Consider the following 20,837-nt stretch of genomic DNA (forward strand, 5'->3'; position numbering starts at 1 on the left):
GCCTGATGCATCGGCGAAATGCCCCTTGCTCAGTGCCGCCGCCAGCGTCGTGGCCAGGAGTGCCAGCTGCACTTGTGTGTATTGGGTAACCGATTGGGGTGACTACGCCGTCATGGCGGTTTTTTCGTGCCGTCCGTTTTTTTCCGGGCGACATCATTTTGAGTATCGGGGAGTGTTCCTTGGCAGTAAGTAATCTTGAAATGCATGCATTGTTCGTGTTGGGTGATTTGCGCGCAAAGCTGGTCAAGCAGTTCCAATCTCGTTTTGTCTACCTCACCGAACAGTCCGCCGAAGGCATCTACGTCGCCGAGATCGACACCGAGACGGCCCTGGTGGTGGACGACAAGCCGCGCCTTGAACTCAAGGTCGGCGATCATTTTCGCGCCGCCGTGCTGCCCAGCCGTGAAGGCGGCAAGATGGAGATCCGCTTTCGCGAGATCAAGCTGACGGTCTACGGCCTGGGCGACTACGCCTTTGTCAGCAGCCCCCTGGGGCAGGGCATCCTGTTCAAGGAAGGCCATTCGGTGGTGACCGTGTTTGCCGCCAACGAGCAGTTGCAGGAAGGCCTGACCAAGACCCTCAAGGCGGTGACCGCCAAGGCCGCCAAATGGCGCAAGGGCGAACTGGTGAGCTTCAAGGCCAGCGAGTGATGAGCCAGGGCCGCGCCGCGTTTCACCATGAGCATCAACAGGCCGCGAGCGCTGAAGCCCAGCGCCTGTTCGCGCAGAAGACCGTGCTCCAGGGCGCCTGGCTGAACTGGGTCGCCGCCCAGCTGTACAACCTGCGCCCCGCGGCCTACGCCAGCATGGTGCGCCGCGAGTTGCAGCGGTTGCAGGAGCCTCCGGCCTCTTGAGCGGCCATCCGGGAATGGCCTGGGGTTGAAACTACTGAACCTCTACTACAGTCAGTTGACTTAATGCTTTGGGGGCCGTGCGCTTAGGCGCTGCCTGCCCCCGTAGCCCAGGTCCTGACCCAAGAGGTGTACCCCGATGAAAGGAATCCGCGCGCTGCTGGCCAGCAGCCTGTTGAGCCTTGCCGCCCTGAGTACGGCGCAGCCGGTTGTGGCGGCGCCGCAACCGATTCATTTCGCCGACCTGAACTGGGAAAGCGGCAGCCTGATCACCGAGATCCTGCGGATCATGGTGGAGCAGGGCTATGGCTTGCCCACCGACACCTTGCCCGGCACCACCATCACCCTGGAAACGGCCCTGGCCAACAACGACATCCAGGTGATCGGCGAAGAGTGGGCGGGGCGCAGCCCGGTGTGGGTCAAGGCCGAGGCCGAAGGCAAGGTGCAGGCCCTGGGGGATACGGTCAAGGGCGCCACCGAAGGCTGGTGGGTGCCGGAATACGTGATCAAGGGCGACCCGGCCAAGGGTATAAAGCCCCTGGCGCCGGAGCTGCGCAGCGTGACCGACCTGGCCCGCTACAAGGACGTGTTCAAGGACCCGGAGAGCCCGGACAAGGGGCGTTTCCTCAACAGCCCGATCGGCTGGACCTCGGAGATCGTCAACCAGCAGAAGCTCAAGGCCTATGGCCTGCAGGACAGCTACGTGAATTTTCGCAGCGGTTCCGGAGCGGCCCTGGATGCGGAGATCAGCTCGGCGATCCGTCGCGGCAAGCCGATCCTGTTCTATTACTGGTCGCCCACGCCGCTGCTCGGGCGCTTCAAGCTGGTGCAACTGCAAGAACCGCCCTTTGACGCCGAAGCCTGGAAGACCCTGACCGACGCCGCCAACCCCAACCCCCGGCCAACCCGTTCCCTGGCCTCCAGGTTGTCGATCGGGGTGTCCACGCCATTCCAGAAGCAGTACCCGCAACTGGCGCAGTTCTTCGCCAAGGTCGACCTGCCCATCGAGCCCCTGAACCGCGCCCTGGCGCAGATGAGCGAGAACCACAGCGCCCCGCGGGACGCGGCCCGGGCCTTCCTCAAGCAGCACCCCGACGTCTGGCGCGCCTGGGTGCCCCGGGACGTGGCGGACAGGATCGCCGCCACCTTGTAGGCGCCGGCGTGCCGGCGAATGGGCCCTTGAACCTTGCGCCCGGCGGGTGCAAGGCAGGGGTCAGAAGCGGGTCTGCACCGCCACCTCGAAGGTTCGCGGCTGGCCCAGGTAGTACGCCGGGGACACATGGGCGAACTGGCCATAGACCTCGTTGGTCAGGTTGCGCACCCGGCCGGTCACTGTGGTGTGGCTGTCGACCTTGTAGCGCAGGAAGCTGCCGTACAGGGTGTAGGCAGGCATCCGCAGAGTGTTGGCGTTGTCGGCGTATACCGAGGCCACGTAGCGCGCATCGACCCCGGTCTGCCAGTTGGGCGACAGGTCATAGGTCAGCCACAGGTTGGCCAGCCGGTCCGGTACGTTGGTCGGCGTGTTGCCCTTGCGGGAGACCACCGCGCCGCTGGCGATCTTCTCGTTGAACTCGCCGTACTCGGCATCCACCCAGGCGAAGTTGGCTTGCGCCAGTAGCTTGGGGGTGATGTGCAGGGAACTGGCCAGCTCGATGCCCCTGGAGGTCTGCTGGCCTACCGGGATGCTGTTGGCCGGGTCCAGGGGATCGGTGACGGCAAAGTCCTTGCGCTCGATGCGATAGGCGGCAACGGTCGCCGAACCCCGTCCTTGCAGGTAGTCGAACTTGCTGCCCACTTCCCATTGCTTGCCCGTGGACACCTCGAAGTTCTGAGTGCCACTGGGCTGCTCGGCGGCGGTGCTGTACTGCACGTAGACATTGGCGCTGGGCAGGAACTGCCAGGTCAGGCCCAGGCGCCCGGTGACCGGTTCCCAGCTGTGCTTGAGGTGGCGCGGGTTGCTGGCGGTGATCAGCCGGTGGTTGGTCACGTCCAGGTCGATGGCGTCGTAGCGCAGGCCGCTGAGCAGTGACAGCTCGTCGGTCAGGGCCAGGCGGTTCTCGACGAACAGGGCGCGGGTGGTGACCTGGTTGGTCTTGTCCTTGGCCCAGCCCTGGCGGGTGCCCTTCAGGTCATAGAAGTCCCCCGGCTGGAAGTTGCCGGGATCGACGCTGTTGCTGGCCGGCACGTTCCAGGGCGAGTTGGTGGTGCTGTTGACCTTGTACTCAAAACCCCCGGACCAGGTGGTGTCGAGGCCGAACAGCTGATCGTCGTGGCGCAGTTCGAACTGGTTGCCGTCCTGCTGGCCCTGGTGCCGTACCAGGTAGGCGGTCGAGCGGTTCACCCGGCTGTTGTCGGCGTTGTACTGGTAGGTCTCCAGGTTGCGATAGTCGCGCTGGCTGTCCAGGTGGTAGAGGGTGTTGCGCAGGCTGGTGCTGGGGTTGATCCGGTAGTCGATGATCGAGCGCAGCCACACAGTGCGCTGTTCATACAGGCCATCGGCGACGTTGTAGTTGTTGAAGCGGTTGTGCTTGTCGATCTTCAGCTCACCGGCCTTGGGATTGAGCACCGGGGTGCCCCAGTAGGGGCTGTCCTCGTGTTCATCCTGGTATTCCACCGCCAGGGTGTGGGACAGGTCCGGGGTCAGGTCGCTGAGCAGGGAGAAGGCCAGGCTCCAGGCATCCCTTTCCTGGCGGTCGATGTAGCCGTTGCTGGTGTTGTGGCTGACGTCCAAGCGCGCGTAGTGCTGCACCTCGGCACCGGCCGGGCTGAGGGCGTGGTTGACCCCGAAAGCGGTCTGCGTGGTGTCGTAGCTGCCGTAGCCGAGCAGGCCTTCGGCAGCCTGTTCGCGGCGGTCCGCGAGCTTGGTCACGTAGTTCAGCGAACCGCCCACGGAGCCGGCGCCATTGATCAGCGACGAGGGGCCGCCCACCAGTTCCACCCGGTCGTAGATCCAGGCGTCCACGGGCCGGGCCAGGCCGGTGGCGACGTTGATGCCGTTGAACATCTGGGTGATCTGGCTGCTGGTAAAACCACGGTAGGAGACGAAGCCGCCGAACCCCGGCGGCGCACTGGCGTTGACCCCGGGCAGGGCGTTGGCCGCTTCCTGGAAGGTGCGGGCGCCGCTTCGCTCCAGGTCCTGGCGGCTGGCCACGGCCACCGAGGCCGGGGTTTCGCGCAGGCTCAGGCCCAGGCGCGAGGCCATGCCGCTGGACTGGTCCAGGTTCAGGCCCGGCTCGGCATCGGCCTCATCGGCGCCGATGGTGGTGGGGGCCAGTTCGAGGCTCGGCTGGCCCCAGGCATTGATCGACAGGCAGCCCAGCAGGCTCGCCAGCAAAGGAAGGTGTTTCATCGGTGCATCCTGAATTCTTGGCTAGGAAAAGGCCCACGAACGCGCGCCGCGCGACAGCGCAGTGGGCAGGTTGAGCACGAGCAGGAATCAGGCGAGAGGCGGTGCCCGGGGATGGGCCGCGGGCCAGGTGGAGCGGGCGGGGAGGTCGGTCTTGGCCAGGGTGCGCGCAGGCGGGGCCTGGGGCTGCGGCAGCAGGGCCAGGGTCAGGCTGGAGTTCAGGGCCGGGCCCATGCCGCCGGTGGAGCACAGCGGGCAACCGAAGGCCTTGGAGAGAGTGGGCAGGGAGCCCTGGTCGGCCGGTTTCTGCAGCGGCGCCTGGGTGGCCGGGTCGACGCTGCAGAACTGCCCGCCGATGCCGTTGAGCTGCATGCCGAGCATCTGCCCGTGGCCGATGCTGCAGGCGAACACGTTGAACAGGACGCAGCAATAGAGCATCCAGGCAACGAGCGAGCGATCGGAACGGGCAAATTTCATGGGGCGGCACTTTATCATCGAAGGCGACGAACGTACTTACAAAAACGGTCAATCGAGTCCATTCTTCAGCGACATTTTCTGCACGGACGTCTGAACATGAATCTTCTGCTCGCACAGGGGGTGGCTGGCAGCTTCCTGTTGATCAGTCTGATCCATCTGTACTGGGCTGCGGGTGGCAAGCGTGGCAGTGATGCAGTGATCCCCGAAGTGCCGGGGCCAGGGCCCGGCATGACCCAGCCGGCGTTCCGCCCGCCGGCCCTGGCCACGATGCTGGTGGCAGTGGCTTTGTTGCTGGTGGCGATGCTGGTGTGCCTGAGGGTCGGGCTCTACCTGCCGACCGTGACCCATCCGTCTCTGCAGTGGGTGATCAGCGCCATTGCCTTGCTGATGTTCGCCCGGGCCATCGGCGACTCCGAGCTGGTGGGTTTTTTCAAGGAAGTCCGGGATTCGAAATTCGCCCGCCTCGACACCCTGTTCTATTCCCCCCTGTGCGTGGTGCTGGGGGCCGGGTTGCTGGTGCTGGCCTGGGCCTGAGGGCAGTCAGCCGGCGCTGGCCAGTGCAGGAGCTGGCTTGCCAGCGAAGGCGTTTTCGAAGTCGCCGCAAGGCTCACGGGCCTCGTCGCCGGCAGCCGGCTCCTAGGTGCAGCGGATGTGCTCAGTTGCCGGTTTCGCTGCGTTTGCTGCTGATTTCCGCCGGCACATCGTCGCCGGCCATGCGCTTGCGAAACAGCGCGGCCCGCGCCAGCAGCAGGGTGGTCACCGGTACGGTGATGGACATCAGCACCGGGATCAGCCAGGCGTGCAGCACCGGCCCGGACTTGAGCGCGGAAAAGTACAGGATCGACGCCAGGGCCACGGCCCAGGAGCCCATGGTGGAGGCCAGGGCCGGCGGGTGCATGCGCTGGAAGTAGCTCTTCATGCGCAGGATGCCCAGGGCCCCGATCAGGGCAAACACACTGCTGATCACCAGCAGCAGGGCCACCAGCACTTCCACCCACAGTGGCAATTGTTCCAGGCTGTTCATTCGATCACCTCGCCACGCAGAAGGAATTTGGCCAGGGCGAAGGAGCCGACAAAGCCGAACAGGGCGATCAGCAGCGCCGCCTCGAAGTAGGTGTCACTGGCGTAGCGCACGCCCAGCACCAGCATCATCAGCATCGCCAGGATGTACAGGTAGTCCAGGGCCAGAACCCGGTCCTGGGCCGAGGGGCCCTTGAACAGGCGCACCAGGGTCAGGACCATGGCCAGGGAGAAAATGAACAGACTCAGCAAGATCGCGTTGGTCAGCAGGACACTCATTCGAAAATCTCCATCAGCGGGCGCTCGTACGTGGCCTTGAAGTGCTGGATGAATTGCGCCTCGTCCTTCAGGTCGAAGACGTGCAGCAACAGCAGGCTGCGGTCCAGGGACAGCTCGGACCAGACCGTGCCCGGTACCACCGTGGTGATGGTGGACAGCGCCGCCAGGCCATTGGCGTCCCGCAGGTCCAGGGGGATCTTGACGAAGGCCGAGTGCACCGGGCGCCGGCCGTTGTTGAGCACGCCCCAGGCCACCAGCAGGTTGGACACCAGCACGTCGCGGCCCACCACCAGGAACAGGCGCAGGATGGTGCCCGGGCGGCGGATGCGGATCGGCAGGGGCCGCAGGGGCTGCATCAGCAGCGGCGCGAGAAAGCCCAGCAGGGCGCCCAGCAGCAGGTTGCCCGGGCTGAGGGACAGGTTCAGCACCAGCCAGAGCAGCCACAGTGCCAGGGACAGGAATGGCGCGGGGAACAGGCGCTTCATGGGTGCACCTCCACTGCCGCTGCGGTCTTGGATTCAGGGCTGAGCACGGTGCGGGTGCCCAGCACCGCCATCACGTAATGCTCCGGGTGGTTGAGGCTGTCGGCGGTGGCCTGGCTGAAGCGCAGCAACGGCTCGGCCTTGAAGCTGAGCAGCACGCAGAGCCCCAGCAGCGCCACGATCGGCAGGCACTCCAGGCGCCGCAGCACCGGCGAAGGGCGTTCCTCCGGGGTCCAGAAGCGCTGCACGCCCAGGCGGGCAAAGGCAATCAGCGAGGCCAGGCCCGAGAGGATCAACAGCGCCAGGAAGCACCAGGCCGCCGGGGTGATCGGCGCGCCCTCGCTGGCCCCCAGGCCCTCGGGGTTGAGCAGGGCGGCAATCAGGTTGAGCTTGCCGATGAAGCCCGATAGCGGCGGCATGCCGATGATCAGCAAGGCGCAGGCGATGAAGCTCAGGCCGAGGAAGGCCATGGTCCAGGGGATCACCTGGCCGACCACCACTTTCTGTTCATCGTCGAGGTTGCTGCCCCGTGGCGGGTGCAGCGACTCCATGGGCCGCGGCAGGATCTCGCCTTCATCCTCCAGGGGGATCTCGTTGGCCGAGCGCGAACGCTCGATCAGTTCTGCCAGCAAAAACAGCGCGCACATCGCCAGGGTCGAGCTGAACAGGTAGAACAGCGCCGCGCCGGTGAGGGCCGGCTGGGCGAAGCCGATCACCGAGATCAGGATGCCGGCCGACACCAGGATGCTCAGGCTGGCCATGCGCTCCAGGCGCTGGGCCGGAAGAATCGCCAGGGCCGCGCAGAAGATCGTCGCCATGCCGCCGTACACCAGCCACTGGCTGCCGAAATAGGCCGAGGCCCCGGCTTGCCCGGAGAACAGCAGGGTCCACAGGCGCAGTACGGTGTACACACCGACTTTGGTCATGATGGCGAACAGTGCCGCCACCGGCGCGCTGGCCGAGGAGTAGGCGGGCACCAGCCAGAAGTTCAGTGGCCACATCCCGGCCTTGGCCAGGAAGGCGATCGCCAGGATCGCCGTACCGGCGTGCAGCAGGCCGCGGTCGGCTTCCGGCACCAGGGGGATCTTCATCGCCAGGTCGGCCATGTTCAGGGTCCCGGTGACCCCGTAGATCATCGCCGTGCCGATCAGGAACAGCGACGAGGCCAGCAGGTTGATGGTGATGTAGTGCAGCCCCGAAGACACCCGCGCGCGCCCCGAGCCGTGCAGCATCAGGCCGTAGGACGCCGCCAGCAGCACCTCGAAGAACACGAACAGGTTGAACAGGTCGGCGGTCAGGAAGGCCCCGTAGAGGCCCATCAGCTGGATCTGGAACAGGGCATGGAAACTGGCCCCGGCGCCGTCCCAGCGGGCCATGGCGAACAGCAGCGCGCTGACCCCGATGATACCGGTGAGCACCAGCATCAGCGCCGACAGGCGATCGACCACCAGCACGATGCCGAACGGCACCTGCCAGTTGCTGGGCAGGTACACGCCGAAGGAGCCGGTGGCGCCCTGGACCTGGGTCCAGTACAGCAGGTAGCCCGCCAGGCACAGGCCCAGCAGGGTGGAGAGCAGGTTGATCCGGGCTTTCAGCGGGCGATGCTTTTCCCCCAGCAGCAACATGATGCCCGCGGTCAGCAGCGGCAGGAGGATGGGGGCGACGATCAGGTGCGACAACGGATTCATTCCTTGGGCTCCCGGCCATCGACGTGGTCGGTGCCGGTCAGGCCCCGGGAAGCCAGGAGCACCACCAGAAACAGCGCGGTCATGGCGAAGCTGATGACGATGGCCGTGAGCACCAGCGCCTGGGGCAGCGGGTCGGTGTAGTGCAGCAGGTCCTGGGGCACCCCGTCCTTGACGATCGGCTCCTTGCCGATGAACAGGCTGCCCATGCTGAAGATGAACAGGTTGACCGCATAGGACAGCAGGCACAGGCCCATCACCACCTGGAAGGTCCGCGGGCGCAGCACCAGCCAGACTCCGGAAGCGGCGAGGACCCCAATGGCGATTGCGATGACTTCTTCCATCAGGCGGCTCCGTTCTGAGTCAGGGATTTGGCCTGGCTGGCCGGCTTGTGGGCCCGCACCGACTGGTGCGCCAGGGCCGTGAGGATCAGCAGGGTCGCACCCACCACCACGGCGTACACGCCGATGTCGAAGAACAGCGCGCTGGCGATGTGGATATCACCGAACAGCGGCAGGTCCACATGCAGCGTGTGGGTGGTCAGGAACGGGTAGCCCCAGGCCAGGGCGCCGAGGCCGGTGGCCAGGGCAACCAGCAGCCCGGTGCCCATCCAGCGCAGCGGCCGCAGGCTCATCTGCGCCTCGACCCACTGGGTGCCCGCCACCATGTACTGGAGGATGAAGGCCACCGACATCACCAGCCCGGCGACGAAACCGCCACCCGGCAGGTTGTGCCCGCGCATGAACAGGTAGAAGGACACCACCAGGGCAATCGGCAGCAGCAGGCGCACCAGCACCGCCGGCACCATCATGAAGCCCAGGGCGGTGTCGCTGGCCTGGCGCGGGTTGACCAGGTCGGTGACCACGTCCGGGGCCAGCAGGCGCTGCTGCGCCGGCAACTGCATGCTTTCCTTGGGCGGGCGGAAGCGGCGCAGCAGGGCGAACACGGTCAGGGCCACCGCCGCCAGCACGGTGATCTCGCCCAGGGTGTCGAAGCTGCGGAAGTCCACCAGGGTCACGTTGACCACATTGGTGCCGCCGCCTTCGGGCAGGGCGCGGCTGAGGTAGAACGAGGAAATGTCGTTGGGAGTGGGGCGGGTCAGCATGGCGTAGGACAGCACTGCCATGCCCAGGCCCACGGCCACCGACAGGCTCAGGTCGCGCAGGCGGCGGATGCGCGCCTTGGGCACGCTGCTGGGCAGGGGCGAGACGTCCTCGATCCGCCGTGGCAGCCAGCGCAGGCCGAGGAGGATCAGCACCGTGGTCACCACTTCCACCACCAGCTGGGTCAGGGCCAGGTCCGGCGCCGAGAACCAGACGAAGGTCACGCAGGTCATCAGGCCGCAGACGCTGACCATGGTCAGGGCGGCCAGACGGTGGTACTTGGCTTGCCAGGCGGCGCCCAGGGCGCAGGCGATGGCCAGCAGCCAGAAGGTCACGAAGACGATGGAACCGGGGATCTTCGGCCGGTCGCCCCAGGTCAGCTGGCTGTAGAGCATGGGGATCAGCCCGGCGATCACCGCCGCCAGGATCAGCACGAACAGCTGGGTCTGCAGGCGCTTGGTGCTCAACCGGCGTTCCAGGCGCCGGGCCAGGCGGGTCATGCCCACCAGGCTGCGCTCGAACAACAGCTTGCCGTTGAGACGGCCCACGCCCGGCGGGTAGGCGAAACGGCCCGCCACCAGCGGTTTGTGCAGCAGCAGGTAGAGGACGATGCCGCAGGACATGGCGATCAGGCTCATGATCATCGGGGCATTGAGGCCGTGCCAGATGGCCAGGCTGTACTCGGGCAGGGTTCCGCCCACCACCGGCAGCGCCGCGGCGGCCAGCAGCGGGCCGATGATCTGCGCCGGGAAGATCCCCACCAGCAGGCAGGTGAACACCAGCAGTTCAACCGGGGCACGCATCCAGCGCGGCGGCTCGTGGGGCGTGTGCGGCAGGTCGGTGGCCGGCTCCCCGAAGAACACGTCGACCGTGAAGCGCAGGGCGTAGGCCACGCTGAAGGTCCCGGCGATGGTAGCGATCACCGGCAGGGCGATTTCCACCCAGGCGCTGGAGTTGATGAACACCGTCTCGGCGAAGAACATCTCCTTGGACAGGAAGCCGTTGAGCAGCGGCACCCCGGCCATGGAGGCGCTGGCCACCATGGCCAGGGTCGCGGTGTAGGGCATCAGCTTGATCAGGCCGTTGAGCTTGCGGATGTCACGGCTGCCGCTTTCGTGGTCGATGATCCCGGCCGCCATGAACAGCGAGGCCTTGAACGTGGCGTGGTTGAGAATGTGGAACACCGCCGCCACCGCGGCCAGCGGGCTGTTCAGGCCCAGCAGCAGGGTGATCAGCCCCAGGTGGCTGATGGTGGAATAGGCCAGCAGGCCCTTGAGGTCGTTCTGGAACATCGCGCAGTAGGCGCCCAGCACCAGGGTGCAGGCCCCGGCGCCGCTGACGATGTAGAACCATTCTTCAGTGCCGGACAACGACGGCCACAGGCGGGCCAGGAGAAACACCCCGGCCTTGACCATGGTCGCCGAGTGCAGGTAGGCCGAGACCGGGGTCGGTGCGGCCATGGCGTGGGGTAGCCAGAAATGGAAGGGGAACTGCGCGCTCTTGCTCAGGGCGCCCAGCAGGATCAGGGGCAACAGGATCGGGTAGAGTGCGTGGGCGCGTATCTTGTCTCCGGCAGCCAGTACCTGGTCCAGGTCGTAGCTGCCCACCACATGGCCGAGCAGCATGACCCCGGCCAGCAGGCACAAGCCCCCGGCACCGGTGACCATCAACGCCATGTAGGCGCCGCGGCGGGCATCGGAGCGGTGGTGCCAGTAGCCGATCAGCAGGAAGGAGAAGAGGCTGGTGAGCTCCCAGAAGAACACGATCTGGATCAGGTTGCCGGAAATCACCAGGCCGAGCATGGCCCCCATGAAGGCCAGGAAGAAGGCGAAGAAACGCGGCACCGGATCTTGCGGCGACATGTAATAACGCGCGTAGAGCGCCACCAGGCTGCCGATGCCCAGCACCAGCAGCGAGAACAGCCAGGCGAAGCCGTCCAGGCGCAGCACGAAGTTCAGCCCCAGGCTCGGCAGCCAGGCATACTCCTCGCGAATCACCCCGCCATCGGCGATCTGTGGGTACAGCAGAGCCACCTGGATGGTGCCAATGAGTGCCACCAGGCCGGCCAGCAGAGATTCGGTGTTACGTGCGTTGTGCGGCAACAGGGCCGCCAGACAGCTGCCGATGAATGGCAGAAGCAGTAGAACTATCAGGGACATAGGCTTCTAATCTGCGGAAAAGTATGACGCATAATACGTGCCAGGCCCTGGATCACCAACCGCCATGCGCGGCCCGGGCCCCCTAAGAAATGTTACATACGCTTTCAAAGGTAGGAGACAAATGCCTGATGCGCCCGTTCACCGGGTGCTGTGGGGCAAATGCCCTGCCCAGCTCAAGCCGCCACAAGGATCGACAAGGGTGCACATGATTAAAGGATCGGCCTTGGGCCGGCTGTTTCGACGGGGCGCGTTCGCCGTGCTGTTCACCGCCTTCGGTGCGGCATCGGGCATTGGCCTGGAGCATTATCTGGACCGCCCCGATATGCTCAAGACCCGCCAGGCGCTGGTCATCGAAGGCCCGCAGGGGGATGAGCGCAACTATGTGCTGCCGCCTGGCACGGTGCTCTATTTCGACCGCGCCTTTGCCGAGGGGCATGCGCTCTACCACGCCTACTTCTACTATCACGGCGAGCCTGAAAATGACCGGGTACTGCTGGAGCCCAAGCACAAGGGCTCCCTGACCGTCCCCACCTGGCTCTACGCCCCCGGGGACCCCGCACTGTAGGCGCTGGCCTATCAGCGAGAGCGCCTGCAAGAGCACCTTCGCCGGCAAGCCGGCTCCTACAGTCCCCACCACTACCCCAGCCAGCCGTAGGCGCTGGCTTGCCAGCGAAAGGGCCCTCAAGAGCTCCCTCACCAGCAAGCCACCCCCCGCAGCGGGCCGTTGCTCAGGACTCCACCGCCTCGCCGCTCTGCTGTCCGGCTTCTGCCTTGGGCTTCCATTCGCTGATGATCACCGCCAGCACGATCAAGGCGCCGCCCAGCAACGCCAGCCCCGGCAGGCGCTCCCCGGCGATGCGCCCGACAATCCCGGCCCACACCGGCTCGCCGGCATAGATCAGGGTGGCGCGGGTCGGCGAGACGCTTTTCTGCGCCCAGTTCATTGCCAGCTGGATCACCGCGCTGGCAGCCCCCAGGCCCAGGGCGCTGGCCAGCAGCAGCCAGGAAAACCCCGGCAGCGCTTCCCCGGTCGGCCACACCATGGCGAACGCCAGCAGCGAGGTGACCGCCAGTTGCACCACGGTGACCCGGCGCACATCCACCCGCCCGCCGAAGCTGCTGATGAGGATGATCTCTGCGGCAATGGCCACGGTACTGATCAGGGTGGCGATCTCCCCGGGGCTGAAGTCCAGGGACGCGCCATTGGGCCCGGACAGCAGCATCAGCCCGGTGAACGCCAGCATGATGCCGATACTCGGCAGCAACCCGGGCGCTTGCCCATGAACAGCCATTGCAGCAACGGCACGAAGGGCACATAAAGGGCGGTGATGAACGCCGACTGGCTGCTGGGAATGCTTTGCAGGCCCACGGTCTGCAAACCGTAGCCGAGCATGATCGCGGTACCGATAAAGGCCCCGGCGCGCAGTTCGAACAGGGTCAGGCCGCGCAAGTGGCGCAGTGAGAATGCACCGACCATGCAGGCCGCTGCGGCAAAGCGCAGGCCGACGAAGAACATCGGCCCGCTGACGCTCATGGCGTTCTGCACCAGCAGGAAGGTGCCGCCCCAGATCATGGTGATCAGCACCAGCACGGCTTCGGCCTTGCTCAACTTGAACTGGAATCCGCGGGAGGGCGTTGCTGTCATGGCCTTGCGTGCTACCTGAGGGGGACGCACAATGCGCCGGAAGTTGGGCAGTATACTGCGCAGGCCCCGGGAGTGAGCAATATAGTGCACAAAGAAAACGGCCAGCGGGCCTCGGTCCTGCAACATGTCAGCCTCAACGTCCGCCGCCTGCGCAATGCCGCGGGCTTGAGCCAGAGCGCCCTGGCGGAAAAATCCAATGTCAGCCGGCGGATGCTGGTGGCGATAGAGGCGGGGGAGAAGAACGTCAGCCTCGGCACCCTGGACCGGGTGGCCGAAGCCCTGGACGTGGCCTTCAGCGACCTGATCCAGGCCCCGGAATCCCGGGATTCGAGCCGCATCAACGAGCTGGCCTGGGCCGGTGCTATCCCCGGCAGCAAGGCGCTGCTCCTGGCCAAGGCCGAGGCCACCCGTGAAGTGGAGCTTTGGGAATGGCAGCTGGAGCCTGGCGAGGTCTATCACTCGGAGTGCGACGCCGAGGGCTGGAGCGAGCAGATCTACGTCTTCGAAGGCTGCCTGACGGTGTTCTTCGGCGACACTGAACGGCGCCTGGAATGCGGTGACTTCTTCATGTTCGCCAGCCACGTGCCCCACGGCTACCGCAACGACGGCACCCGGGCCACGCGCTTCGTGCGCAACGTGGTGATCTGACGCCCCTTGGCCCGGCAAGCGCTGTTTGCCCAGCAACAGCAGTTGGACATTTTGCCTGTTTTCAGTTGATGTCTTTTAGCTGAATTATCAAGCAACTTACTGATATTAAAGGTTTTTATATTTAGGCACGACTCCTGCAATTGTCCTGGAAAGAACCCCGCGACGGGTGTTCACCTTGATGTTCAGGAAGCGGAGTCGGCCCATGACAGCCCCAGCCCAACCCTCTCGCAGTGCCCATCTCATCCAGAACGATGCGCAAGCCATCAGCGTGGCCCGGGCCCTGGCCCAGCGCTTTGCCGTGGAGGCGGCGCTGCGTGATCGCGAGCGGCGCCTGCCTCGGGCAGAGCTCGACGAATTTTCCGCCAGCGGCCTGTGGGGCATCACCATCCCCAAAGAGTACGGCGGCGCCGGGGTGTCCTACGCCACCCTGGTGGAAGTCATCAAGCTCATTTCCGCCGCCGACCCGTCTCTCGGCCAGTTGCCGCAGAACCACCTGGGGGTGGTGGACATCCTGCTGCAGACCGCCAGCGAAGAGCAGAAGCGCCATTACTTCGCCAAGGTGTTGCAGGGCTACCGCTTCGGCAATGCGTTTTCCGAGGCCGGCAGCAAGCACGTCGGCGCCTTTGAAACCCAGATCCGTTTCGACGGCGAACAGGCGCAGATCGACGGCGAGAAGTTCTACTGCACCGGGGCGCTGTTCGCCCACATCGTCCCGGCGGTGGCGGTGGACGAACACAACCAGGCGCACATTGCCTTTATCGAGCGCGACAACCCTGGCCTCACGGTGATCGACAGCTGGGACGGCTTCGGCCAGCGCACCACCGCCAGCGGCGGGGTCAGCCTCAAGGCGGTGCGGGTGCCGCGCAGCGCGGTGATCCCGGCCCATCGGGCCTTCGACCAGCCCACCGCCGATGGCCCGATCTCGCAAATCATCCAGGCCGCGGTGGACACCGGCATCGCCGTCGCCGCCCTGGAAGACGCCAAGCACCATGCCCGGCAATCCCGGCCGTGGATCGACAGCGGCCTGGACCATGGCTGGCAGGACCCGTTCACCATTGCCGCCATCGGCGACCTGGAATGGCGGGTGCACGGCACCGAGGCGATCCTCGCCAAGGCCGCCGAGGCGGTCGATCAGGCCCTGGCCCAGCCCGGTGAAGACAGCGTCGCCCAGGCCTCCCTGGTGGTGGCCCAGGCCAAGGTGCTGTCGGCGGAGAGTGCCTTGCTCGCCGCCAGCAAACTCTTCGAACTGGCCGGCACCCGTTCGGTGTCGGGCAAGTACAACCTCGACCGCCACTGGCGCAACGCCCGCACCCACACCCTGCACGATCCGGCGCGCTGGAAATATCACCTGATCGGCAACTACCTGCTCAACGGCATCAAGCCGGCCCGCCACGCCTGGAACTGAAGGACTGCGCCATGAATGCACTGACCCGCCCCGACACCCCCCAAGCGGCCCTGGAACACAACGCCCAGGTCCTGCAGCGGGCCCGCGTCCTGCTGCAGCAAACCCTGGATTTCATCCGCGAGCAGGCCCGGCCCTGGAGCGGCAGCGGCCTGGCCAGGGCCAGCGACGACCCCTATGTGATCAGCCGCTTTGGCGACCTGAACATCCGCATCGACCTGGCCGCGGCCCTGCAGGAGCGGGCCCTGCGCCAGATAGAACAAGAGCCGGACCCGGCGGAAGTTGCGGTGGCCCTGGCCGAGGCGGCGATTGCCGCGGGCCAGGCGCTGCTGGCGGCCAGCGACGCCGAGTTCGAACTCACCGGTCAGCGCAGCCCGCAGCCCCAGACCCTGGATGACCCGCTGCGCTGGAAATACCAACTGATCGGCAACTACCGCCTCAATGGCGTGCCACCCCAAGGTTTCAGGAGTGTTGTGTGATGTCCCGTGAAATCCGCCTCAATGCCTTCGACATGAACTGTGTCGGCCACCAGTCGCCGGGCCTCTGGGCCCACCCCCGGGACCGCTCCTGGCAGTACAAGGACCTGGAGTACTGGACCGACCTGGCGAAAATCCTTGAAAAGGGCAAGTTCGACGGGTTGTTCATCGCCGATGTGCTGGGTATCTACGACGTCTACAACGGCAACGGCGAGGCAGCGATCCGCCAGGCCGCCCAGGTCCCGGTGAACGACCCGCTGCAGCTGATCCCGCCCATGGCCCTGGTCACCGAGCACCTGGGCTTCGGCCTCACCGCGTCGCTGTCCTTCGAGCACCCGTACCCCTTCGCCCGGCGCCTATCCACCCTCGATCACCTGACGAAGGGCCGCGCCGGCTGGAACATCGTCACCTCCTACCTGGAGAGCGGGGCCAAGAACATCGGGCAGCAGGCCCAGACCGAACACGACGCTCGCTACGACTACGCCGAGGAGTACCTGGAGGTCTGCTACAAGCTCTGGGAAGGCAGTTGGGAAGACGGCGCGATCCTGCGCGACCGCGAGCGACGGATCTTCAGCGACCCGAGCAAGATCCACGAGATCCGCCATGTCGGCAAACACTTCCAGGTGCCGGGCATCCACCTCTGCGAGCCGTCGCCGCAACGTACCCCGGTGCTCTACCAGGCCGGGGCGTCCAGCCGGGGCAAGCAGTTCGCCGCCGAGCAGGCCGAATGCGTGTTCGTCGCCGCGCCGTCCAAGGTGCTGCTGAAAAAGACCGTGGCCGACATCCGCCGCCGGGCCGCCGAGGCCGGGCGCGATCCGTCGAAGATCCTGATCTTCAACCTGCAGACGGTGATCCTGGGCGAGACCGACGCCAAGGCCAAGGCCAAGTTCGAGGAATACAAATCCTGGGTCAGCTACGAGGGCGCCATGGCGCTGATTTCCGGCTGGACCGGCATCGACTTCAGCCGCTTCAAGCCCGACGAGCCCCTCAAGCACGTGCACACCAACGCCATCCAGTCGGCGGTGGAGGCCTTCTCCACGGCAGACCCGAACAAGGTCTGGACACCCCATGAACTGGCGGACTGGGTGGGCATCGGCGGCTTTGGCCCGTTGTTCGTCGGTAGCCCGGAAACCGTCGCCGACCTGCTTCAGGAATGGGTGGAAGAGACCGACGTCGACGGCTTCAACCTGGCGTATGCGCTGACCCACGAAAGCTTTATCGACGCCGTGGAACTGCTGGTGCCGGAGTTGCAGAAGCGGGGCGTCTACAAGACCGAATACGCCCCGGGCACCCTGCGGGAAAAACTCTTCGGCGCCGGCCCGCGCCTGCCCGAAAGCCACCCGGGCAGCGCCTGGCGCAACCTGGGCGGGCAACGCCAAACAGCCGCACAACGTGCCAGCGCCTGAACCCCGCGCCCTGTAGGAGCTGGCTCGCCAGCGAAGGGGCCCACGCCTTCGCCGGCAAGCCGGCTCCTACAAGCGAAAAGGCCCACAAGGCCCCCCGTTCATTTCCAGCCAGCGGACCACCGCACGCGATTGCCAAGAGATCGAGGTCAACTCATGAGCGTGCATGAACTCAAGCGTGCGCCGAGCGCGGATTCGCCAGCGCCCCAGGCCCGGCTGCAGTTGAGCGGGGCCCTGGAGCGGTTGCGCCACTGGGCCCAGGTCAGCCCGTTGCACAACGCCTTGCGCCACAAGCGCCACGGCCACTGGTACGCCTGGCGCTGGATCGACGCCCTGCGGGACGTCGAGCGCCTGGCCGACGGCCTGCGCCAGCAGGGCCTGACGCCGGATTCGCGGTTGGCAGTCAGCGCCCGCTTCGAACCGGACCTGCTCCTGCTGGCCCTGGCGGCCCACAGCCTTGGCGCCGAGGTGCTGAGCCTGGACGACGAGCTGCCGCCCCAAGCCCTGCGCCAGACCCTGTGGCGCCTGCAACCGAGCCACGCCTTCGTGCATTCGCGTCAGCAGGTGCTGGATTGGGTCGCCGCCAGTGAAAACGCTCTGGCCCCGCAGTTGCTGATTGCCGGGCAAGCCTTGCCGCGCCTGCCGGAAGGCGCGCATCTGCCCCTGCTGGAATTGCGCGAGCTGCTGGGCCGGGGCGAGCCACCCCGGCGCCAGGCCAATTGGCGCGCCCCGGTCGGCAGCGGCCAATTGTGGAGCGAGGAGGGCACGCAATGGCAGGAGGGCCTGACGGTGCTGCTGGAGCAATGGCTGGGCAGTGGCCAGTGCCTGGCCTTCGCCGAAAGCCGCGGCTCGACCAGCCGCGACCGGCGGGAGGTGGCCCCAGCGGCCTGCTGCTGTCGCCCCAGCGCCTGCAACGCCTGGCGGACGAGATCGAGAGCCGCCTGGCGCCCCCCGACAGCTGGCGCCGACGCCTGTGCGAGTGGGCCTTGGCCCATCCCCAGGGCCTGTTGGCGCGCCTGCTCAAGCATCGGGTGCGCCGCCTGCTGGGCTTTTCTCGCCTGCAATTCATCTGGCAGGCCCCCCAGGCCACGACGCCACCGGCCACCCCGGCCTGGATCGTCGAATTCACACGGAACATTGCATGAGCCACGCCGAATCCATTTTGCAAGTCAGTGACATCTCCCTGTCGTTCAAGGGGGTCAAGGCCATCAATCAACTGTCGTTCGAGGTGCGCCGGGGCGAGATCTGTGCCCTGATCGGCCCCAATGGCGCGGGCAAGAGTTCGCTGCTCAACGTGCTCAACGGGGTCTATCGCTTTGACGCCGGGACCATCGTGTTCGAGCGCCAGCCGTTGCAGCGCATCGACCCGCTGGACGCCGCGCGCCGGGGCATCGGCCGCACGTTCCAGAACAACGCGCTGTTCAAGAAGATGAGCGTGCTGGACAACCTGCTCACCGGCCTTTCGCGCCACTCCCGCGCGCGCTTCATCGAACAGGCCCTGGGCTTGCCCCGGGCCCGCCGTGAAGCCCGGGCATTCCGCCAGCTGGCCGAGGGCATCCTGCAGTTTCTGGAATTGCAGGCATTGCGCGATGTGCCGGTGGGCAACCTGGCCTATGGCCTGCAAAAGCGCGTCGAGTTGGGCAGGGCGCTGATCGCCGGGCCCAGCCTGTTGCTGCTGGACGAACCCCTGGCCGGAATGAATGCCGAGGAGAAGCAGGAAATGGCCCGCTTCATCGCCGACATCAACCGTGACCTGGGCACCACCGTGGTGCTGATCGAGCACGACATGGCGGTGGTCATGGACCTGTGCGACCACGTGGTGGTACTCGACTACGGACGCAAGGTGGGCGATGGCACACCGGCCGAGGTCCAGGCCAACCCCGAGGTGATCGCCGCTTACCTGGGGGCCGTGCACTGATGGCATTCTTCTTCGAAACCCTGCTCGGCGGTCTGCTGGCCGGCACCCTGTATTCACTGGTGGCCATCGGCTTCGTGCTGATCTACAAGGCCAGTGGCGTGTTCAATTTCGCCCAGGGCTCGATGCTGCTGTTCGCCGCGCTGACCTTCGTCAGCCTGCACGAGCAGGGCGTGCCTTTCGCCCTGGCACTGTTGCTGACGGTGCTGGTGATGATCCTCGGCGCCTGGCTGATCGAACGCCTGGTGCTGCGACCCTTGGTCAACCGTTCGCCGATCACCCTGTTCATGGCCACCCTGGGCCTGTCGTTCATCATCGAGGGCCTGGCCCAGGGCCTGATGGGCTCCCAGGTGCGGGCCCTGGACCTGGGCATCGACGATGTGCCGCTGTTCCTCGGGCCGCTGATGGTCAGCCAGTTCGACCTGATTGCCGCGGCCACCGCCCTGGTGCTGGTGACGGTGCTGGCGCTGCTGTTCAACAAGACCCGCATCGGCATCTCGCTGCGGGCGGTGGCCGACGACACCACGGCGGCGCTGTCCATCGGCATCAACCTCAACCGCATCTGGCAGATCGTCTGGGCGGTGGCCGGGGTGGTGGGGCTGGTGGCCGGGCTGCTCTGGGGGGCACGCCAGGGGGTGCAGTTCTCTCTATCGCTGGTGGTGCTCAAGGCGCTGCCGGTGCTGATCATCGGCGGCTTCACCTCGATCGGCGGGGCGATTGCCGGCGGCCTGATCGTCGGCGCCGCCGAAAACCTGGCGGAGGTCTATATCGGCCCGCTGATTGGCGGCGGCATCAGCCCCTGGTTCGCCTATGTCCTGGCCCTGGCCTTCCTCTACATCCGCCCCGCCGGCCTGTTCGGCGAGCGGGCCATCGAGCGAGTGTGAATTGATGTCCCTTCTTCTGACGCGGCAAACCGCCCCCTTGCTGCTGGTCCAGCGCCGCCTGCCCTGGGGCCTGGCCGGCCTGTTGCTGCTGGCCTTCGGCGTGGTGCCGGTGCTGGGCAACGACTATTGGCTCAACGCGATCCTGATTCCGTTCCTGGTGCTGTCCCTGGCCGGGCTCGGGCTCAACCTGCTGACCGGCTACACCGGCCAGACCTCGGTGGGCGCCGCCGGCTTCATGGCCGTGGGGGCCTTTGCCACCTACGGTATTCTGCTGCGCCTGCCGCAGCTGGGGCTGCCCCTGGCCCTGCTCGGCGGCGGCCTGATCAGCGCCCTGGTGGGCTGGCTGTTCGGCCTGCCCAGCTCGCGGATCAAGGGTTTCTACCTGATGGTCAGCACCCTGGCGGCGCAGTTCTTCCTGGAGTGGCTGTTCGTCAAGTTTCCCTGGTTCTACAACTACGGTTCCTCGGGCACCATTTCGGCGCCGCAGTTGAGCCTGCTGGGCCATGACCTGAACCACCCCCAGGGGCGCTACCTGCTGACCCTGGTGACGGTGCTGCTGTTGACCTGGGTCGCGCAGAACCTGGTGCACAGCCAGGTCGGGCGCAACTGGATGGCGATCCGCGACATGGACACCGCCGCCGCAGTGATTGGCATCCCGGTGGCCCGCTACAAACGCCAGGCGTTTGCCGTCAGCTCGTTCTACCTGGGCATCGCCGGTGCGCTGTGGGCCTTCGCCTACCTGGGCACCGCCAGCGCCAGCAGCTTCGATATCAATCGTTCGTTCCAGATCCTCTTCATCATCATTATCGGCGGCATGGGCAGCGTGGCCGGCAACTTCGTCGGCGCGGCCTTCATCAGCCTGTTGCCGATTCTCCTCAGCCATGCCGGGCAGGCACTGCTGGGCGGGGCGGTGGACGCCGGGCAGTTGCAGAACCTGCAGAAAATCATTTTCGGCGTGCTGATCATCCTGTTCCTGATCAAGGAACCCGAGGGCCTGATCCGCTTGCTGGGCAACCTGCGCGAGCGCCTGCGGCACTGGCCGCTGCGCTTCTGAATTCCTCCT

The 20,837-nt window shown here is 66.1% G+C and carries 20 protein-coding genes and 2 pseudogenes; 13 read left to right on the forward strand and 9 right to left on the reverse strand.

The features are described 5' to 3' along the window. Positions 1-200: 200 nt before the first annotated feature. The 3 genes from KI242_RS13880 (at position 201) to KI242_RS13890 (ending at position 2,003) form a co-directional block, all read left to right on the forward strand. Positions 201-650 (forward strand): hypothetical protein, encoded by a 450-nt coding sequence (locus KI242_RS13880; protein WP_036996569.1) that lies wholly within the window; start codon positions 201-203, stop codon positions 648-650. Then, the gene (locus KI242_RS13885; RefSeq protein WP_015635322.1) at positions 650-853 is read left to right on the forward strand and encodes a hypothetical protein; all 204 of its coding nucleotides are present in this window, start codon (positions 650-652) and stop codon (positions 851-853) included. Before KI242_RS13880 ends, KI242_RS13885 begins: the two co-directional genes overlap by 1 nt. A gap of 136 nt (positions 854-989) precedes the next feature. Next, on the forward strand, positions 990-2,003 hold the full coding sequence (locus KI242_RS13890; protein WP_015635323.1) for an ABC transporter substrate-binding protein: 1,014 nt from the start codon (positions 990-992) through the stop codon (positions 2,001-2,003). Positions 2,004-2,063: 60 nt separating this feature from the next. Here the strand turns inward: KI242_RS13890 and KI242_RS13895 are convergent, their stop codons facing one another. Beyond that, positions 2,064-4,199, reverse strand: coding sequence for a TonB-dependent receptor (locus tag KI242_RS13895; protein WP_194237821.1), 2,136 nt, complete (start codon positions 4,197-4,199; stop codon positions 2,064-2,066). Between the two features lie 87 nt (positions 4,200-4,286). Beyond that, complete coding sequence (locus KI242_RS13900) at positions 4,287-4,673, reverse strand: DUF2946 domain-containing protein (protein ID WP_026020110.1); 387 nt, start codon at positions 4,671-4,673, stop codon at positions 4,287-4,289. 96 nt (positions 4,674-4,769) lie between these two features. On the opposite strand from KI242_RS13900, the gene KI242_RS13905 reads away from it, so the two are divergent. Next, positions 4,770-5,207, forward strand: a complete 438-nt coding sequence (locus tag KI242_RS13905) for a DUF3995 domain-containing protein (protein WP_019094294.1) — start codon at positions 4,770-4,772, stop codon at positions 5,205-5,207. Between the two features lie 121 nt (positions 5,208-5,328). Here KI242_RS13905 and KI242_RS13910 read toward each other — a convergent pair whose 3' ends face one another. The 6 genes from KI242_RS13910 to KI242_RS13935 are packed head-to-tail and all read right to left on the reverse strand — an operon-like array spanning position 5,329 to position 11,401. Then, on the reverse strand, positions 5,329-5,697 hold the full coding sequence (locus KI242_RS13910; protein WP_011060902.1) for a Na+/H+ antiporter subunit G: 369 nt from the start codon (positions 5,695-5,697) through the stop codon (positions 5,329-5,331). Then, positions 5,694-5,972, reverse strand: coding sequence for a K+/H+ antiporter subunit F (locus KI242_RS13915; protein WP_011060903.1), 279 nt, complete (start codon positions 5,970-5,972; stop codon positions 5,694-5,696). Before KI242_RS13915 ends, KI242_RS13910 begins: the two co-directional genes overlap by 4 nt. Continuing rightward, positions 5,969-6,457 (reverse strand): Na+/H+ antiporter subunit E, encoded by a 489-nt coding sequence (locus tag KI242_RS13920; protein ID WP_011060904.1) that lies wholly within the window; start codon positions 6,455-6,457, stop codon positions 5,969-5,971. Before KI242_RS13920 ends, KI242_RS13915 begins: the two co-directional genes overlap by 4 nt. Continuing rightward, positions 6,454-8,142: a monovalent cation/H+ antiporter subunit D gene (locus tag KI242_RS13925; protein ID WP_212806267.1), complete on the reverse strand. Its 1,689-nt coding sequence runs from the start codon at positions 8,140-8,142 to the stop codon at positions 6,454-6,456. The genes KI242_RS13920 and KI242_RS13925 overlap by 4 nt, the downstream gene beginning before the upstream one ends. After that, positions 8,139-8,483, reverse strand: a complete 345-nt coding sequence (locus tag KI242_RS13930) for a Na+/H+ antiporter subunit C (protein ID WP_011060906.1) — start codon at positions 8,481-8,483, stop codon at positions 8,139-8,141. The genes KI242_RS13925 and KI242_RS13930 overlap by 4 nt, the downstream gene beginning before the upstream one ends. Further along, positions 8,483-11,401, reverse strand: a complete 2,919-nt coding sequence (locus tag KI242_RS13935; protein WP_011060907.1) for a monovalent cation/H+ antiporter subunit A — start codon at positions 11,399-11,401, stop codon at positions 8,483-8,485. Before KI242_RS13935 ends, KI242_RS13930 begins: the two co-directional genes overlap by 1 nt. A gap of 205 nt (positions 11,402-11,606) precedes the next feature. Between KI242_RS13935 and KI242_RS13940 the strand changes: the two genes are divergently transcribed. Next, the gene (locus KI242_RS13940; protein WP_169891825.1) at positions 11,607-11,966 is read left to right on the forward strand and encodes a hypothetical protein; all 360 of its coding nucleotides are present in this window, start codon (positions 11,607-11,609) and stop codon (positions 11,964-11,966) included. Positions 11,967-12,129: 163 nt separating this feature from the next. On the opposite strand, the pseudogene KI242_RS13945 reads toward KI242_RS13940, so the two are convergent. Further along, positions 12,130-13,136 (reverse strand): annotated as a pseudogene (locus KI242_RS13945) (DMT family transporter). Here KI242_RS13945 and KI242_RS13950 point away from each other — a divergent pair. The 8 genes and pseudogenes from KI242_RS13950 to KI242_RS13985 all read left to right on the forward strand — a co-directional run bounded on the left by KI242_RS13950 (position 13,131) and on the right by KI242_RS13985 (position 20,828). Beyond that, positions 13,131-13,694, forward strand: a complete 564-nt coding sequence (locus KI242_RS13950; protein ID WP_212806268.1) for an XRE family transcriptional regulator — start codon at positions 13,131-13,133, stop codon at positions 13,692-13,694. The pseudogene KI242_RS13945 and the gene KI242_RS13950 sit on opposite strands and share 6 nt — an antisense overlap. Positions 13,695-13,896: 202 nt before the next feature. Next, entirely contained in the window at positions 13,897-15,099 is a 1,203-nt protein-coding gene (locus tag KI242_RS13955) for an SfnB family sulfur acquisition oxidoreductase (RefSeq protein WP_011060911.1), read from the forward strand. Positions 15,100-15,110: 11 nt separating this feature from the next. Further along, a complete protein-coding gene (locus tag KI242_RS13960; protein WP_212806269.1) occupies positions 15,111-15,575 on the forward strand; it encodes an acyl-CoA dehydrogenase in 465 nt (154 codons plus the stop codon). Beyond that, positions 15,575-16,978 (forward strand): LLM class flavin-dependent oxidoreductase, encoded by a 1,404-nt coding sequence (locus KI242_RS13965; RefSeq protein WP_011060913.1) that lies wholly within the window; start codon positions 15,575-15,577, stop codon positions 16,976-16,978. Before KI242_RS13960 ends, KI242_RS13965 begins: the two co-directional genes overlap by 1 nt. Positions 16,979-17,131: 153 nt before the next feature. Further along, positions 17,132-18,120, forward strand: a pseudogene (locus KI242_RS13970) (AMP-binding protein). Then, positions 18,117-18,893: an ABC transporter ATP-binding protein gene (locus KI242_RS13975; RefSeq protein WP_011060915.1), complete on the forward strand. Its 777-nt coding sequence runs from the start codon at positions 18,117-18,119 to the stop codon at positions 18,891-18,893. The pseudogene KI242_RS13970 and the gene KI242_RS13975 overlap by 4 nt, the downstream one beginning before the upstream one ends. After that, complete coding sequence (locus tag KI242_RS13980; protein ID WP_011060916.1) at positions 18,893-19,774, forward strand: branched-chain amino acid ABC transporter permease; 882 nt, start codon at positions 18,893-18,895, stop codon at positions 19,772-19,774. Before KI242_RS13975 ends, KI242_RS13980 begins: the two co-directional genes overlap by 1 nt. Positions 19,775-19,778: 4 nt before the next feature. Then, positions 19,779-20,828, forward strand: a complete 1,050-nt coding sequence (locus KI242_RS13985; RefSeq protein WP_047336614.1) for a branched-chain amino acid ABC transporter permease — start codon at positions 19,779-19,781, stop codon at positions 20,826-20,828. Positions 20,829-20,837: the final 9 nt, after the last annotated feature.

The organism is Pseudomonas sp. Eqa60 (assembly GCF_018326405.1).
Taxonomy (GTDB): domain Bacteria; phylum Pseudomonadota; class Gammaproteobacteria; order Pseudomonadales; family Pseudomonadaceae; genus Aquipseudomonas; species Aquipseudomonas protegens.